The 15,287-nt window shown below is 66.0% G+C and carries 13 protein-coding genes; 4 read left to right on the forward strand and 9 right to left on the reverse strand.

Annotated features, from left to right (window positions below):
* Nucleotides 1-321: 321 nt before the first annotated feature.
* The 7 genes from QUW00_RS08170 to rplJ form a co-directional block, all read right to left on the reverse strand.
* Nucleotides 322-1,215, reverse strand: coding sequence for an alpha/beta hydrolase (locus QUW00_RS08170; protein ID WP_289613893.1), 894 nt, complete (start codon nt 1,213-1,215; stop codon nt 322-324).
* 78 nt (nt 1,216-1,293) lie between these two features.
* Nucleotides 1,294-2,172, reverse strand: a complete 879-nt coding sequence (locus QUW00_RS08175; protein WP_289613894.1) for a dihydrodipicolinate synthase family protein — start codon at nt 2,170-2,172, stop codon at nt 1,294-1,296.
* Nucleotides 2,064-2,981 (reverse strand): amidohydrolase family protein, encoded by a 918-nt coding sequence (locus QUW00_RS08180; protein WP_289613895.1) that lies wholly within the window; start codon nt 2,979-2,981, stop codon nt 2,064-2,066. The genes QUW00_RS08175 and QUW00_RS08180 overlap by 109 nt, the downstream gene beginning before the upstream one ends.
* Nucleotides 2,982-3,040: 59 nt before the next feature.
* A complete protein-coding gene (locus tag QUW00_RS08185; protein ID WP_289613896.1) occupies nt 3,041-3,832 on the reverse strand; it encodes an SDR family oxidoreductase in 792 nt (263 codons plus the stop codon).
* A 57-nt stretch (nt 3,833-3,889) separates the two neighbouring features.
* On the reverse strand, nt 3,890-5,407 hold the full coding sequence (locus QUW00_RS08190) for a UxaA family hydrolase (protein WP_289613897.1): 1,518 nt from the start codon (nt 5,405-5,407) through the stop codon (nt 3,890-3,892).
* Between the two features lie 217 nt (nt 5,408-5,624).
* A complete protein-coding gene (gene rplL / locus QUW00_RS08195) occupies nt 5,625-6,005 on the reverse strand; it encodes a 50S ribosomal protein L7/L12 (RefSeq protein WP_204616136.1) in 381 nt (126 codons plus the stop codon).
* A 102-nt stretch (nt 6,006-6,107) separates the two neighbouring features.
* On the reverse strand, nt 6,108-6,629 hold the full coding sequence (gene rplJ / locus QUW00_RS08200; protein WP_289613898.1) for a 50S ribosomal protein L10: 522 nt from the start codon (nt 6,627-6,629) through the stop codon (nt 6,108-6,110).
* Nucleotides 6,630-7,082: 453 nt separating this feature from the next.
* On the opposite strand from rplJ, the gene QUW00_RS08205 reads away from it, so the two are divergent.
* Entirely contained in the window at nt 7,083-7,988 is a 906-nt protein-coding gene (locus QUW00_RS08205) for a zinc ribbon domain-containing protein (protein ID WP_289613899.1), read from the forward strand.
* A 42-nt stretch (nt 7,989-8,030) separates the two neighbouring features.
* On the opposite strand, the gene QUW00_RS08210 is transcribed toward QUW00_RS08205, so the two are convergent.
* Entirely contained in the window at nt 8,031-9,197 is a 1,167-nt protein-coding gene (locus QUW00_RS08210; protein ID WP_289613900.1) for a pyridoxal phosphate-dependent aminotransferase, read from the reverse strand.
* A 191-nt stretch (nt 9,198-9,388) separates the two neighbouring features.
* Between QUW00_RS08210 and QUW00_RS08215 the strand changes: the two genes are divergently transcribed.
* From QUW00_RS08215 to QUW00_RS08225, 3 genes are all read left to right on the forward strand, one after another.
* Nucleotides 9,389-10,027 (forward strand): hypothetical protein, encoded by a 639-nt coding sequence (locus QUW00_RS08215; protein ID WP_289613901.1) that lies wholly within the window; start codon nt 9,389-9,391, stop codon nt 10,025-10,027.
* Nucleotides 10,028-10,198: 171 nt separating this feature from the next.
* On the forward strand, nt 10,199-11,914 hold the full coding sequence (locus QUW00_RS08220) for a TerB N-terminal domain-containing protein (RefSeq protein WP_289613902.1): 1,716 nt from the start codon (nt 10,199-10,201) through the stop codon (nt 11,912-11,914).
* Nucleotides 11,911-13,215, forward strand: coding sequence for an ATP-binding protein (locus QUW00_RS08225; protein ID WP_289613903.1), 1,305 nt, complete (start codon nt 11,911-11,913; stop codon nt 13,213-13,215). The genes QUW00_RS08220 and QUW00_RS08225 overlap by 4 nt, the downstream gene beginning before the upstream one ends.
* Nucleotides 13,216-13,487: 272 nt before the next feature.
* On the opposite strand, the gene QUW00_RS08230 is transcribed toward QUW00_RS08225, so the two are convergent.
* On the reverse strand, nt 13,488-15,116 hold the full coding sequence (locus tag QUW00_RS08230; protein WP_289613904.1) for a 4Fe-4S dicluster domain-containing protein: 1,629 nt from the start codon (nt 15,114-15,116) through the stop codon (nt 13,488-13,490).
* Between the last annotated feature and the right edge of the window lie 171 nt (nt 15,117-15,287).

Here is a 15,287-nt window from a genome sequence, read left to right on the forward strand (position 1 = left end):
AGCATCTCCTTGGGGGTGCACTTGGTGGAGGGCAAAAAGCGGGTGCCCAGGCCCGCCGCGGGTATGATGGCCTTCATTCGGCTTCGGTTCCTTTCGGGGCGCGTCGCCCGTTGCGGTGCGCGTCCGCGTCATGGCGCCCTGTGCAGACGCCGCGTAACACTAAGCGGCAGGGTACCCCAAAGGGCAACCATGCGCGACTCGTCGCCTAAAATTGCGCTGGAAATGCGCAGATATCAAGAGAATGTCAGGTACGTGTCTGGAGTCCGTCTCGCCCGCGCACGCCAAGGTGTCCGCTTTGTCGGCTCAAAGAGCGCGCAGCACCTACATCTCGCCCCGCGCGGGCTCGTCGACGTCCTCAAGGCCGACGTTGCCGCTGTTCACGCCAGGGTGCGCCTGTCCGAGCGGCAGCCAGCTGACGACCTGCTCGATGGCCTCGTTCCAAAACGCCCAGTTGTGCCCGCCGGGAGCCTCGCGATAGGTCACCTCGAAGCCGAGCTCATCGAGCCGCTGGCGAGCCGTGCGGCTTGCGGCAAGCAGCCCGTCGCTCTGCCCGCACGCAAGGTACACCTTGGGCAGCGGCTCCCGTGAGGCGGCCAGCTGCTCGGCCAGCCACAAGGGATCGCGCTCGCTGCCCACAAGAGTCGACAGGTCCCCATAGACCGCCTCGGAAAACCTGCGGGTTGAGAAATAGCGGTCGGCGTCGTCGGTGCGCGCGGCCACGTCATCCACGAGCAGCGCGCCCGACAGCGACGCGATATGCGAAAACGTCTCGGGATACCGAAGCCCGCAGCGCAGCGCTCCGTATCCGCCCATCGACAGTCCGCCGATGAAGGTGTCGGCGCGCTCGCGCGACAGCGGAAACATCGCGCGCGCCATCTCCACGAGCTCCTCGCCCACAAAGCGCCCGTAGTAGTCGTGCGACGCCGGCTGATCGAGGTAGAAGCGGTTGTCGCCCGAAGGCATGATGACCGCCAGGTCGCGCTCCTCCGCCCAGCGCTGGATGCACGAGCCGCTCACCCAGTCGGTGTAGTTGCCAAAGATGCCGTGCAAAAGGACGAGCGTCTTGAAACCGCCCTCGGGCACGTTGGGCCGATAGGACGAGGTCGAGCCGTCGTCGCCCACCGGCACCTCCTGCTTGTCGACCGGCAAGATCACGTTGACGGGGACCGTGCGCATGAGCGCCGACGAGAAGAAGTTGACGGTAATGAGCGCCACGGGGTACCTCCTGGGAGCAATCCGCATGAACACGTGCGCGGGCGCGCCGAAGCCCCGGCGCGCCCGCATGCGAACGCCTTACGCGAGCAGGGCGCGGATGCGCTCGACCTGCTTGGGCGTCGCCTGGACCGCCGGCTCGCAGATCTTGGTCGAGATGGGCAGGCCCTTGACCATCACCGCGGCCTTGATGGCCGAGACGAACAGGTCGCACACGTCGTAGACCGCCATGAGCTGCGAGATGCGCTCGGCGCAGGAGACGGCGTCGGCGTACTCGCCCGCCTGATAGGCGGCGTGCATGCGCACGAACAGCTCGGGCTCCACGTTGGTCAGGCCACACAGCACGCCGTTGCCGCCCGCGACCCGGTTGGGCAGGTAGTACTCGTCGAAGCCGGACAGCACGGAGAACTCGGGGTTCACCGCACGCGCCGCCGCGATGACCTTACGCGTGTGGCTGATCGTGTCGACGGTGTCCTTGATGGCGCAGACGTTGGCATGGTCGCGCGCGAGCGAGGTCACGAGTTCCGGCGACAGGTCGGTGCCGGTACGCGCCGGGAAGTTGTAGAGGACGACCGGCAGCGAGGTCGCCTCGGCGATGGCACCGAAGTATGCGCGGGCGACCTCGTTGGTGGGCCCGAAGTAATACGGCGAGACGGCGACGACGCCGTCGGCGCCCGCCTGCTCGGCGAAGCGCGTGAAGTCGAGCACGCGGTCGAGCGCGGTGTCGCCCACACCGGCAAGCACCTTCATGCGGCCGGCGACGCGCTCCACCGCAAAGGCCAGCGCGGCCTTCTTGTCCTCAAGCGAAAACGCGTAGAACTCGCCGATGCTGCCGAACAGCAGCACACCGTTCACGCCCGCGTCGGCCAGGTGGTCGAGGTGGCGACCCCACAGCTCCAGGTCGATCGCGCCCGTATCGTCGGTGATGGTGATGGAGGGGCAAAAGATTCCTTCGAACATGCTCGTTCCTTTCCGATATGCAATCCGTAGGCGCGAACCGCGTTGCCCATGAAGAAGTCCTCGTCGTCGCCGAACGCGTCGCGCACGAGCTCGAAATGCTCGGCAAGCGAGGAATACATGTTGACGACCGGCCAGTTGGAGGCGTACAGCAGCCGGTCCGCGGAAAACGTCTCGCGCACGAAGGCGAGCAGCTCGCGGACGAATCCGGAATCGGCCGTCGGATAGCCCGAGACCTTCACGTACAGGTTGGGCAGGGCCGCGAAGCGCTCCATGGCAGCGCACCAGGCGGCGTCCATGCGCTCGACGTTGCCCAGATGGTTGAGGATGACTGTCTCCTCGGGCACCTGGGAAAACGCCCGGTAGGCATCCTCGAGCTCGCCGACGCGGTTGCACGACTCAAAGGGCTTGCCCGCCGCCGAGAGCGCCGCGAGCCCGTCGATAAACGACGGCTCCAGACAGCGCCCGCGCGCTGCCCCGTCCACATGCAGCGGCTCGCGGATGCCCGCGGCGTTCAACGGCACGCGCATGGCCGGCCCCACCGAGCCGCGCAGCATGGCCGCAAGCACGCGCGGCTCGCGCTCCATGAGGTCGTAGACGATGGCGTCCTCGGCGAGCGCATCGCTGCAGTCGACCTCGACGTACACGCCGCCGACAAACTCGACCCCGTCCATCTGCGCATAGATATCCGCAAGGTCGCCGAACGTATAGGTCTTGGAGATGCTTCCGTCAGTGCCCTCTAGCCACGGCAGGCGCTGGACAGCAAGGTCCCATACGTGAAAATGAGTATCGATAACCCGCAGGTCGGACATGGCCGGCCCCCCTCTCTCCTCAAATGACAGGCGCGATGCGCCGCAGCCGCGACCGTGCGCTAGGACAGCGCACGGTCGAGATTGACGTAGCCGCCGTCGACGTTCAGCCACTGGCCGGTGGTGTGCGACGAGCGGTCGGACAGCAGGAAGCAGGTCGTGTCGGCGATCTCCTCGACCGTGGTCATGCGATGGCCCAGGGGGATCTTGTCGGTGATGAGCGCCAGGCGCTTAGCCTGCGCCTCCTCGTCGCCGAACGTCTTGATCCAGTTGGCGTACAGCGGGGTCCAGGCCTCGGCGACCACGATGGCGTTGACGCGGACCTCGTCGTCCACGAGCGCCGCGGCCCACTCGCGCGTGAGGCCCAGGATGGCACCCTTGGCCGCCGCATAGGCGGTCGTCTTGCCCTGGCCGGTGAGGGCCACCTTGGACGAGATGTTCACGATGGAGCCGTGCGAGCGCTTGAGGTACGGCAGGGCGCGGTGCACGAGCTCGAAGTAATGGGTGAGGTTGCCGTGGAGCGACGCCTCGAACTCCTGCCAGCTCGTGGTCTCAAGATCCAGGTTGTCGTTGCGCCCGGCGTTGTTGACGATGCCGTCGATGTGCCCGTACTTGGCCGCGACGTCCTCGACGATGCCCGCGATGGCATCGGTGTCGGCAAGATCGATGAAATGGATGTCGAAGGCGTCGGTGATCTTAGAGAGCTCCGCGCAAAAGGCGTCCTCGACGCCGTCCTTGCGGTTGAGGACCACCGGAATCGCGCCCTCGCGGGCGAGCTGGAACACGATGCCCTTGCCGATGCCCTTGAAGCCGCCGGTGACGATGACGACCTTGCCGTCCAGATGCAGATCCATGATGCGTTGCTCCTTTCGTGCGGCCGCCGCCCCGCGTGTGCGGGCGCGGCGCGCCCCTTACATATAGTTGCAGATGTGCGGCAGGGCGGTCTCGGTGTAGCCGAGCGCCTCGGCGCAGGTCGGGGTTCCATTGCATACGTCGATGATCTGGTCGATCAGCGCATCGCGCAGCTCGCGCATGGTCTCGGGCCCGTATATCGAGGCCGAGGCGTCAAAATCCGTGTTGTCAGCCATGGTCTGGGCGGTGCGGCGGTTGGCGGTCAGGCGCAGAACCGGCGCGATGGCGTTACCGGTGGGCGTGCCCAGACCGGTCGAGAAGACCACGAGCTGGCAGCCGCCTGCGACGATGCCGCCCACGCTCGACGGGTCGTTGCCCGGCGTATCCATGACGACCAGGCCCTCGCCCGCCGCCAGCTGCGCGGCATACGGGTAGACCGCCGAGATCGGCGCGTGGCCGCCCTTGTGGATGCAGCCGAGGGACTTCTCCTCGAGCGTGGTCAAGCCGCCCGCCATGTTGCCGGGGCTCGGGTTGCCCTCGCGCATCTCGGCGCCGAACAGCTGCACGTACTTCTCGTAATCCGCGACGATGCCTAAGATGCGCTCGGCGACCTCGGACGTCTTGGCACGGCGGGCGAGGATGTGCTCGCCGCCGAACAGCTCGGGCGTCTCGCACAGCACCGAGGTGCCTCCCTGGGCGACCAGCCAATCGGAGACCTCGCCGATCAACGGGTTGGCGCCCAGCCCGCTCGAGGTATCGGAACCGCCGCAGTTGGTACCCAAGATGAGCTCGGAGACAGGGCAGGCGACGCGCCGCTCGCGGGCGGCGACGCAGGCGAGCTCGCGTGCGATGCGCGTGCCTTCCTCGACGGCGCGGATGGAGCCGCCGACCTGCTGGATGATCAGGGTGCGAACGGGCTTGTCGGTGCGCTGTCTGATGGCGTCGACCACCAGATCGTTTTGGCAGCCCTCGCAGCCAAGCGACACGGCGAGCACGCTGTGCACGTTGGGGTTGGCGGCAAGCCCGGCCAGGGTGTCGATGGTGACCTGCTGGTCGATATCCACCTGCGAGCAGCCGTTTTGGTTGTGGAACGTCACGCAGCCCTCCACGGCCCGCGCGATGCGCTCGGTCGTATCGGAGGCGCAGATGCTCGTGGGCAGGATGAGCACATGGTTGCGGATGCCGACCCGGCCGTCGGAGCGGCGATAGCCCATGAACGTCCGCCCGGGACCGTCGGCGTGCGCTTCGGCGACGGCGGTGGGAGCGCAAGCGACAGGTTCGCCCGCATCGGCGGTACCCTTCAGGGCATCGGTGCTCGCGCAGTTGTGGACGTGCACGTGCGAGCCGGCGGCGATATCCTCGGTCGCGACGCCGATGTATTCGCCGTACTTGATGACGCGCTCGCCGCGGGCGATATCCACGCGGGCGATCTTGTGGAACAACGGGATGTCCTCGACGGCGTCGACCGACCCTTGCGAGCCGTCGGGCAGCGTATAGAGCGCCTGCTCGCGGGCGCCTATCGGGACGATCGCGATAGCGACGTTGTCCTTCTCGTCGATGACCACGGCGTTTCCCATAGACCCTCTTTTCGTCGCGCACGGTCGTATGACGCCATTGTGGCACAGCCCGTTCCCAAAACGCGCGGGAACGTGACAAAAGGGACGCGCCGCCCCGTGAGATCGGGCGGGGCATACCGCGCCGAGGATCCATACAAAAACAGGGGCCCGGTTTCCCGGACCCCTGTGGCACAGCGGTTATGCTGCGAACTCGAGCAGGCGCATCGCCTGCCAGAAGTTACTTGAGGGAGACGGCAGCGCCGGCGGCCTCGAGCTTCTCCTTGGCAGCCTCGGCGTCCTCCTTCTTGACACCCTCGAGAACGGCCTTGGGAGCGCCCTCGACGACCTCCTTGGCCTCCTTCAGGCCAAGGGAGGTGAGCTCACGGACGACCTTGATGACCTGGATCTTGTTGTCGCCGAAGCCCTCGAGCACGACGTCAAACTCGGTCTTCTCCTCCTCGGCAGCGCCAGCGCCAGCAGCGGGGGCGGCCACGACGGCAGCCGGAGCAGCGGCGGAAACGCCGAAGGTGTCCTCGATAGCCTTGACGAGCTCGGAAGCCTCGAGCAGGGTCATTTCCTTCAGAGCCTCGATGATCTCATCGGTGGTAAGCTTAGCCATTTTAAAATCCTTTCGGTTCCCCTGCGGTTTGCAGGGAGATCTTATGCGGATGGCGCGCTATGCGCCGGGGGTGCGGGCGCAAGCCCGCGATGAAGGCGACGGTTACGCCGCCTTCTGCTCGGAGACCTGCTGGATCGAGCGGGCGAGACCGCTGGAGACGCCGTTGACGCAAACAGCGATGTCGCGCGCGAAGCCAGAGATGAGGCCGGCGATCTGACCCAGGAGCTGGTCCTTGGTCGGCAGCTCGGCGATAGCGTTGACCTCCTCGGCGGACACGGCCTTACCCTCGGAGATACCGCCCTTGATCTCAAGCACGCCCTTGGACTTCGTAGCGAACTCCTTGAGGGCCTTGGCAGCCTCGACGGGCTCGTTCTCGTAGAACACATAGGCGACGGGGCCGACGAGGATGTCGTCGATCTCGGGCTGGCCCTGGTTCTTCAGAGCGATACGGACGAGGTTGTTCTTGTAGACCTTCATCTCGGCGCCGGTCTCGCGCAGGGTGTGGCGCAGCGCCTCGGCCTGCTTAACGGTCAGACCGTTGTAGTTGACGACGAACACACCGTTGTTCTGCTCGATGCGAGACTCGATCTCGGCGACCTTATCGATCTTGTACTGCTGTGGCATATGGATTACACCTCCTCTTCTTTTTCTCCCGGCACAAACCCGTGCGAAGACGTGACGGGGGCATGCCTTGAGAAAAAGAAGCCCCCGCGCTGCATAGAGCGACGGGGGCGAGAAGACATATCTGCTCGACCACCTCGGCTGGCGGGTTACCCCTTTGAGCCTCGGGGCGCGTGTGCGACCCTGCGGCACCGGCTGTCTCTGGCAGCGGATTCGTGCGTGAACCGTATGTAGTATGACCAACGGGACGGCACGCGTCAAGCCTCGCGCCCAGCGCACAAACCCTCCACGCCCTCAAATTGTCGCGTGCGGGGACGGGACCGAGACGAGCCATGCATGGGGCGGCGCCCGCATGCCTCAGATTTATTGCGCAACACGCGCCCGCCTTGCTCCGTCAATACTATGCTCTGCAGATGAGTCGCGTCTAGGCGACGCGTTCGAGGGAAAGGTGCAGCCATGTTCTGTCCCCATTGCGGAGCCATCAATTCCGATAACGCTCGCTACTGCCGCGCATGCGGAGGTGCGCTCCCCGCCCCTTCCGCCCAGCCGCACATGATGGGCCAGCAGCCCCCTTCTTCCGCTCCATTCGCGCCGCAGCCGGTCGCCGCCGCGCCCGCCATGCAGCCCGCGAAGAAGAAGTCGCGTCGGGGCATCGTTGTCGGGGCCATCGCGGGCGGCGTTGCGCTCATCGCGCTCGCCATCGTCCTCGCGCTCAACTTCCTGCCGCACAAAACCCCGGTCACCGGCGTCTCCCTTGCTGCCGCCGAAGACCCTGACGACACCTTCAACCAGCTTTCCGTCTCCCTTACCGATGACACGTTCTCGCTGTCCATCGGCCGGCTTGAACAGGACAAGGGCCCGTTCCTCACGGGGACGATCGTGTCGACCGAGGACCGCGGCGACGCCACGCTCTATCGGCTCGCAGACGTGTCCTCGGCGATCGTACAGATATACCAGAGCTGGAGCAGCGGCAGCATGACCGTTGAATCGGCCGCGGTCATCGTCCCCAAGGACGCATCGACCGAGAACCCCGTGGGCTTCTGGGGCGTCTTTTTCGACCTTTCGGTCGCAAGCGACCGCTCCGGCCATGATTTCTGGGGCGTCGGCTATCAGGTCAACGAGGACGGAACAGCTCGGTACTACGCAGGCGAGACGATGGTGGTCGGCGACGCCAGCTCTGCCCTCGACATCACGAACGCGGCCTTCAGCATCGATGCGGCCATAGCAGAGATCCAGACTCAAAGCACATCGCACGAAGTCCACAACGGCTTCTCAGGCACGACCACCTGGAAACGTGGCGACGACGGCGTGTTCATGCTCGTCAACAACGACGGGACGCAATTCCGCATCGCCCTCACGTAACCGCTTGTCTTAGCGACTCATTTTAAGACGAGTTCGACAGGGTCACGCACACGTCGCGTGGCCCTGCCGCTTGGACACGAACGCCGCCAGTCGGCGGAGCGCCTCGTCGAGGTCCGCGTCCGACACGCAAAACGACAGGCGCACGTGCCCGGCCGCCCCGAAGCACGACCCCGGTACGAGTCCCACGCCCGCCTCGGCGATCGCGCGCTCGCAGAACTCCTCGTCGCCCATGCCTGTGGCCTCGATGTTGGGAAACGCATAGAACGCGCCCTGGGGACGGCGGGTGGGCAAACCCATGTCGTTGAGCGCCCCGACCACGCGATCCCGACGCGCCCGATAGGTCGCGAGCATGTCGGCGGGATCGCAGCCGAGCGCGACCTCGGCCGGCGCCATGCAAAACGCCACCGACGACGAGGCGGCGGTCTGATGCGCCTTGGCGATCTGGGAGAGCAGCGGCTCGGAGGCCGCAAGCCACCCCATGCGCCAGCCCGTCATGGCCCACGGCTTGGAGAAGCTGTCGATCACCACCGTCCGGTCGCGCAGCTCGGGATGGCGCGCCGCGAATCGCTCGTAGCCCTCGTCGAACACCAGGCGGTTGTAGACGTCATCGCTGATCACGTACAGCCCGTACGCGGCGGCGACATCCGCCACCGCGTCGAGCGACGAAGCGTCGAGGATGCAGCCGGTAGGGTTGTTGGGCGAGTTGATCACGATGGCCTTCGTGGCGGGCGTCACCAGCGCGCGCAGGGCCTCTCGGTCGATCTGGAAGCCGTTTGCCGCCGTATCGAGGCGCACCGGGCGCGCGTGGTTCATGCGCGTGGCGGACTCGTAGGACACGAAGGCGGGCACCGGGATGATGACCTCGTCGCCGGGGTTCAGCAGCGCGAGCAGCGTCGACGAGATCGCCTCGGTGGCGCCGAGCGTCACCACGATCTCGTCCGCGGAATACGAAAGCCCCTGCCCCGCCATGTAGGTGGAGATGGCTCGACGCAGCGACGGCGTGCCCACGTTGGGCGCATAGTGGGTCTCACCCCGGTCGAGGGCGGCCTTCGCCTCGGCGCGGATCGCGTCGGGCGTATCGAACTCCGGCTCGCCGAGCGCAAGCGAGATGCAGCCCGGCGTGCGCGCGGCCAGCCCGCTGATGCGGCGGATGGCGGAGGGCTGCATGGCGACGATGGCCGAATTGATGGGACGGGGAGAAGCTGCCATGGCGGACCTCCGGACGATGCGTAGCCGAATGCGTTGGCGTCCATTGTCTCATGACGGGAAGGCCCCGGGCGCGCATTCGGGCCCTTGGGGCGCGCTCGTTTCGGATCGGTTACGTGCGCGGGCGCGCCGCGGGCATCCGAGCGGCTACAATGGCCACAAACGATGGATGCCGGGGGTCTTACGACATCCGCATGGCAAGGCGATTGGAGGCAAGAAGGTTGGACGGCACGCTGCGACATGTCGCGCTTGTCGACGCCGACGGCGACGACGGAGCGGCGCACCTGCTGCTCGAGGACTTCGCCGACGCTCTGGTCGCCTACGCCCGCATGGGCGAATCCGAGCCCCCGGCCGTGACATGGATGGACGGCGCGGCGGAAGAGGCCGGGCTTCCCGATTGCGCGGTCATCGCCTCTCGCCTGCGGGAAGATACCTCCTCGACCTGGGCAATCGATGCGCTGCGAGCCCTCGGTACCCCCGACGGTCTGCCCGTGTACCTGCTGTGCTGCACCGATGAGTTCGATCCGGCCGACGCCCTGCCCGCCGTGACGGCCTGCGCCGACAAGCTCGAGGGACACGGTTTTACCTGCCGCGGCGGCGTCATCGCGGGCGGCGGCTCCCTGGTGCCGCGCACGGCGAAGAGCCCCCGCATGGGCACGCTGCGCCGATGGCGCTCGGAGGCCACGGACGCCCTGATCGCCGCCGTGCGCTTGCAATGCAGCGTGGACGAGGCGGCAGCGATGACACGCGACGAGACGCGCCGGCGCGCGTGCGGGTTCATCCTCGCCCGCTGCCCGATTCCCCGCTGGGCCTATCGCCTCTTTCGTCGCTGATCTTCGCGGACAACCTATCCGCGCATCCATCCAGCATGTTTCCCGCTTCCCCTTGTGCTCCCTCTTGCTCCCGGTCCCTTTTGGGATGCCCCCATTGAATCGAACATCTGTTTGTATCTATGGTATGATGAGAGGTCACCCGTTGGCGATATTCGGCAGGAAGGAGGACCCATGGCGGACGTGCAGCGCATCATCGAGCAGATCCTGAACACGGAGCGGCTCCGGAACAGCTCGCATTTCTCGGACCGCGTGTACACGGACGAGCCGATTCTTACAACCGGACGCCAGATGGCCTCCTACCTGCCGGATCGCTACCGCGAGATGCGCACCATCTCGCGCTGGCAGCCCGACGCGAACGGCGGGAGCGGGCGGTGGCTCACCGAGGCGGAGCTGTTCTGGCGCCAGGGCGTCTTCATGGAGGACTTCGAGGACGACTGCCCCTATCACGGTTCGTTCAAGTCGTTCTTCCCCACCTACAACGCCATGAGCGACCGGCAGCTGCGCGGATACTTCACCTGGCGCGCGGCGGTGCGGCGCGGACGGATCGAGGAGACGTCGCTCTCCTTTGCGTACGTGTACATCTACGAGCTGCTGTGCGGCATCGGCGTGACGAGTGCGTGCGAGGGCTTCGACCTGCTTCGCGGCTTTTGGGAGGCCTATCGCGCATACGCTCCCGAAATCGACCGCTACCTGCGGGTATGGATCCAGGATTACGTCGTGTACCACGGGCTCGATGTCGAGCTGATCGCCGACCAGAAAAGCGTCGCCTTCGATCGCAGCCTCGTCGAGCTCTCCGCGCTTACCACCGAGGCGCTCGGCAGGTTGGCGCCGACGGGCGGCAAGGCCCGACGCGCGCTGCCCGAGACCCTGCTGCCTGTCGACGCCGCGTTTGAAAAGCGACTTCTTGGCGCCATCGACGCCCTGTCCACCTATCGCATCGCCGGCTCGAAGCTCTACAGAAGCGATCCTGAGGGCATGCGCCATGTCGCCTGCGCGGTCTACACCCAGCTCGCGGCGTATTACGCCGGCCATCGCAAGCACGGCATCATCGAGAGCCTGTTCGGGACGATGTCGGCGCTGCCCTACACCATGTTCGCCTCCGCGGTGTTCTTCGAGCCGGCGCGCCATCCCGACACCGTCTTCGAGCTCGACGAGATCCATCGCTTCACGTGCGCAAACGGGCTGTGGACCTGCGAGCGCGTGCACGGCAACCGGGGCCGCAGCGCCAAGATCGGCGAGGCGATGCACGCCGCGGACCGCAAGCTCCGTGAGGCGCTGGGGTTCGAGGCGCAGCTGAAAGACGAGAGCGTCCCCAAGTACCTGGAGCGCATCGTCGACCGCGAGGTCGAGGGCTGGCTGACATGGCGCCGGACCCATGCGCCCCGCAAGATCGATATCGACCTGACAAAACTCTCCGGCATCCGCAACGCCGCCGCGCAGACCCGCGAGGCGCTCCTCGTCGACGAGGAGCGCGAGGAGAACGCGGCGGCGGTGATGGAAGATAGCTTCACAGCCGAGCTCGACACCGCACCCGAGCCTGCGCCCGCAATCGAGCTGAAGGCGGAACCGGCAGGCGATCCCACGGAGACGCACGAAACCGACGAGCCGTCCAAGGCGGAGCCCTCCGAAGCGCCGCGGGCAAGCAAGTCCGATGCGGCAGGGCCGCTGCCGGCTGCGCATGTGGCGTATCTCCGCGCGCTGCTGAGCGCCGACGGCCCGGCCGCGCGCGATGCGGTCGGGCTGGCCGGTATCTCCGAGGACATGCTGGTCGACGCCATCAACGAGACGCTGTTCGACATCCTCGGCGACACAGCGATTGAATTCGGGCCCGACGGGGCGTGTATCGTCGAGGACTACCGGGAAGACATGGAGGAGCTGCTCGCATGAACGACACCAACGCCGGCGTCCCGCGCGTGCCCAAGCGCGTTGCCGCCGTCATCCTGAACTCGCTCAAGGGCGGCGTGGTGCCGCGCATCGGCCTGCCCTACATCACCGTGGGCCGCGAGGTCGAGATCCGCGCGCTGCTCACCGACCTGGATCTCATCGCCGACGGCGGCGCCTCGTTCCGTTTTTTGGTGGGCCGCTACGGCGCGGGCAAGAGCTTTCTGCTGCAGACCATCCGCACGCACGCCATGGGCGAGAACTTCGTGGTCGCCGACGCCGACCTGTCGCCGGAGCGCCGCCTGCAGGGCGGACAGGGGCAGGGCCTTGCCACCTATCGCGAGCTCATTCGCAACCTTTCGACCAAGACGCGCCCCGAGGGCGGGGCGCTGGGCCTCGTGCTCGACCGCTGGGTCGCCCGCCTGCAGGACGGCGAAGGCGGCGACGTCCTTGCGCGAGCGCGTGCAAGCGTCGCCAACCTCGAGGAGCTCGTGCACGGCTTCGATTTCTCACAGATGCTCATGCGCTATCTGCAGGCGAGCCTCGAAGGGGACGACGAGGTCAAATCGTGCGTCATGCGCTGGCTGCGCGGCGAGTACCGCACCAAGACCGAAGCGCGCGCCGACCTGGGGTGCTCCACGATCATCACCGACGACGACTGGTACGACTACATCAAGCTCATCGCGGCGTTCCTGACCAACGCCGGCTACCGCGGCCTGCTCGTGCTCATCGATGAGCTCGTCAACCTGTACAAGATTCCCAACGCCATCACCCGCCAGTACAACTACGAGAAGATTCTCACCATGTACAACGACACACTGCAGGGCAAGGCGCATCATCTGGGCATCATCATGGGCGGCACCCCGACCTCCATCGAGGACCGACGCCGCGGCGTGTTCTCCTACGAGGCGCTTCGCAGCCGGCTTACCCAGGGCCGCTTTGCCCGCGAGGACATGCGCGACATGCTGGCGCCCATCATCCGCCTGCACCCGCTCACCTACGAGGAGCTGCTCGTCCTCATCGAGAAGCTCGGGCAGATCCATGCGGGCTACTTCGGCTACGAGAACACCATCGCCGACGAGGACCTCGTGGCGTTTCTGAAGATCGAGTTCGGCCGTGTGGGAGCCGACACGCACCTCACCCCGCGCGAGGTGATCCGCGACTTCATCGAGCTGCTCGACATCGCCTACCAGAACCCCGATATCGACATATCGGCGCTCCTGCGCGACGAGGGCGCCGTGACGGGTGCGACCGGGACCTCTGCAAGCGACAACGGTGCCGCGCCGTTCGCAGAATTCACCATCTAGCCCAGAGCCGGGGCGTTCCGCCGCGCCCTTGATCCCCAAAGAGCGCGAAGTGAGTGCGTACATCCGGAAACGCTTTGTATACCGATACGGTAGCAATTTGTGTACCAGCGATTTTACGCTATGGAGATACCTCTCTACTTGGGCAACCCGAAACGAAGCACTCACTTCGTGACCATAGGGCGAATCGGAGGACCCCAGCGCACCCAAAAAGAGAAGCGGCCGCCTCCCGAAGGGAGACGGCCGCGCTCGCATCATATCGAAGCGGATGACCCTTACGCCTTGGTATCAGGCGTCAGGGCCTCGTGGGCCTCGGCGACGGCGTCAGACTTGCCGTCCTCGGGGCGCTCGAGCTCGGGAATCCAGTCGATGTAGGCGTCGTCCGGCGCGTTCTTGTGCGGGGAGCGCTTGGCATAGGCCTTCACCATGGCAGCGGTCTTGGTGATGGACTGCAGCGTGCCGGCGCCGGCCACGCAGCCGCCCGGACACGCCATGCCCTCGAGCAGGTAGCCGTCGTACTTGCCCTTGATGGCGTCCTTGAGCATCTTGCGGCAGTTGTCCAGGCCCTCGGCGTTGGCGATCTTGACGATGCGCGACGGGTCATCACGATGGATGGCGTTGACCACGGCGTTGGCGACGCCACCGGCAACGGCGAAGTTGCGGCCGTCGGTGGAGGCGACCTCGAAGTCGCTCGAGCCCTCGCCGGCGAGCTTGGTGTAGTCGATATCCTTGGCCTCCATCATGCCCGCCATCTCCTCGAAGGTGAGCACGAAGTCGACCTCGGACTTGACGGACTTGCGCTGGGCCTCGAGCTTCTTGGCCGAGCAGGGTCCGACGAACACGATCTTGGCATCGGGATGCTGCTTGCGGATGAGGCGCGCGGTCAGCGTCATGGGCGTGAGCGCCATCGAGATGCAGTCAGCATGCTCGGGGAACTCCATCTTGGCCATGACCGACCACGCCGGGCAGCACGAGGTGCCCATGAACGGGATCTTCTCGGGGACCTCCTCGAGGAAGTCGCCGGCCTCCTGAACGGCGCACAGGTCGGCGCCGAGCGCGACCTCCTCCATGCCGGAGAAGCCGAGCTCCTTGAAGGCCTGACGCAGCTTGTCGACGTTGCCCTTGCCGCCGAACTGGCCGACGAAGGCGGGCGCGACCTCGGCGATGACCTCCTGGCCCTCGCGGATGGCGTGGATGACCTGGAAGATCTGGCTCTTGTCGGCAATGGCGCCGAACGGGCAGTTGACGAGGCACTGGCCGCAGGAGACGCACTTGTCGTAGTCGATCTTGGCGCGGCCCTGCTCATCGGAGCCGATGGCGTTCATGCCGCAGGCGGCGGCGCAGGGGCGCTCGTAGTGGTGGATGGCCGAATACGGGCACACGGTCGCGCAGCGGCCGCACTTGATGCACTTGGACTGGTCGATGTGGGCCTTGCCGTCCACGAACGAGATGGCGCCCTTGGGGCAGATCTCGCGGCAGGGGTGCGCCATGCAGCCCTGGCAGGCGTCGCTCACGCGGTAGACGTTGTCCTCGCACGCGTTGCAGGCGAAGCTGATGACGTTGATCAGCGGCGGCTCGTAGTAGGTCTCGGGCTTGGCGGCCTCGGCCACGCCCTCGGAGAGCATGGCGGGCTTGTCAACGCCCTGCAGCGGCAGGCCCATCGCCAGGCGGATGCGCTCGCCCACGACGGCGCGCTCGATGAAGACGCTCTCACGGTAGGTGGCCACGTCGCCCGGAATGATCTCGTAGGGCAGGTTGTCGACCCAGCTGTAGTCGTCGCTGTCAACGATGCCGTCGCCGTCGACATCGACGCCGCCCTGATAGGCGATGCGTGCGACCTCTTTGAAGACGGTGCGCCGGATCTTGGTGAGGTTGGTGTCAACCCCGCGCATGGCGTTGCTCATATCGAATTCCCCTCTCGGAGGTTGTTACAGGCTTCACCATTTTATAATCGCCGGCGCCGATTTGTCCGCACTTTGCTGTTTAGAAACTTGAATTGGTGCACAAGACAAACACTCACCTCCTGAAGATTTTGGCGTCATGCGTATAATCGAGGGCAGCGACCCGTCTGCCAC

Source organism: Collinsella tanakaei, from assembly GCF_030373545.1.
GTDB classification, from domain to species: Bacteria; Actinomycetota; Coriobacteriia; order Coriobacteriales; family Coriobacteriaceae; genus Collinsella; species Collinsella tanakaei_C.

What these genes read in the sequence shown, in the direction of transcription:
- QUW00_RS08175 (WP_289613894.1), bottom strand. Translation starts at nt 2,172, where the DNA reads ATGTTCGAAGGAATCTTTTGCCCCTCCATCACCATCACCGACGATACG.
- QUW00_RS08180 (WP_289613895.1), bottom strand. Translation starts at nt 2,981, where the DNA reads ATGTCCGACCTGCGGGTTATCGATACTCATTTTCACGTATGGGACCTT.
- QUW00_RS08185 (WP_289613896.1), bottom strand. Translation starts at nt 3,832, where the DNA reads ATGGATCTGCATCTGGACGGCAAGGTCGTCATCGTCACCGGCGGCTTC.
- QUW00_RS08190 (WP_289613897.1), bottom strand. Translation starts at nt 5,407, where the DNA reads ATGGGAAACGCCGTGGTCATCGACGAGAAGGACAACGTCGCTATCGCG.
- rplL (WP_204616136.1), bottom strand. Translation starts at nt 6,005, where the DNA reads ATGGCTAAGCTTACCACCGATGAGATCATCGAGGCTCTGAAGGAAATG.
- rplJ (WP_289613898.1), bottom strand. Translation starts at nt 6,629, where the DNA reads ATGCCACAGCAGTACAAGATCGATAAGGTCGCCGAGATCGAGTCTCGC.
- QUW00_RS08205 (WP_289613899.1), top strand. Translation starts at nt 7,083, where the DNA reads ATGTTCTGTCCCCATTGCGGAGCCATCAATTCCGATAACGCTCGCTAC.
- QUW00_RS08210 (WP_289613900.1), bottom strand. Translation starts at nt 9,197, where the DNA reads ATGGCAGCTTCTCCCCGTCCCATCAATTCGGCCATCGTCGCCATGCAG.
- QUW00_RS08215 (WP_289613901.1), top strand. Translation starts at nt 9,389, where the DNA reads ATGGCAAGGCGATTGGAGGCAAGAAGGTTGGACGGCACGCTGCGACAT.
- QUW00_RS08220 (WP_289613902.1), top strand. Translation starts at nt 10,199, where the DNA reads ATGGCGGACGTGCAGCGCATCATCGAGCAGATCCTGAACACGGAGCGG.
- QUW00_RS08225 (WP_289613903.1), top strand. Translation starts at nt 11,911, where the DNA reads ATGAACGACACCAACGCCGGCGTCCCGCGCGTGCCCAAGCGCGTTGCC.
- QUW00_RS08230 (WP_289613904.1), bottom strand. Translation starts at nt 15,116, where the DNA reads ATGAGCAACGCCATGCGCGGGGTTGACACCAACCTCACCAAGATCCGG.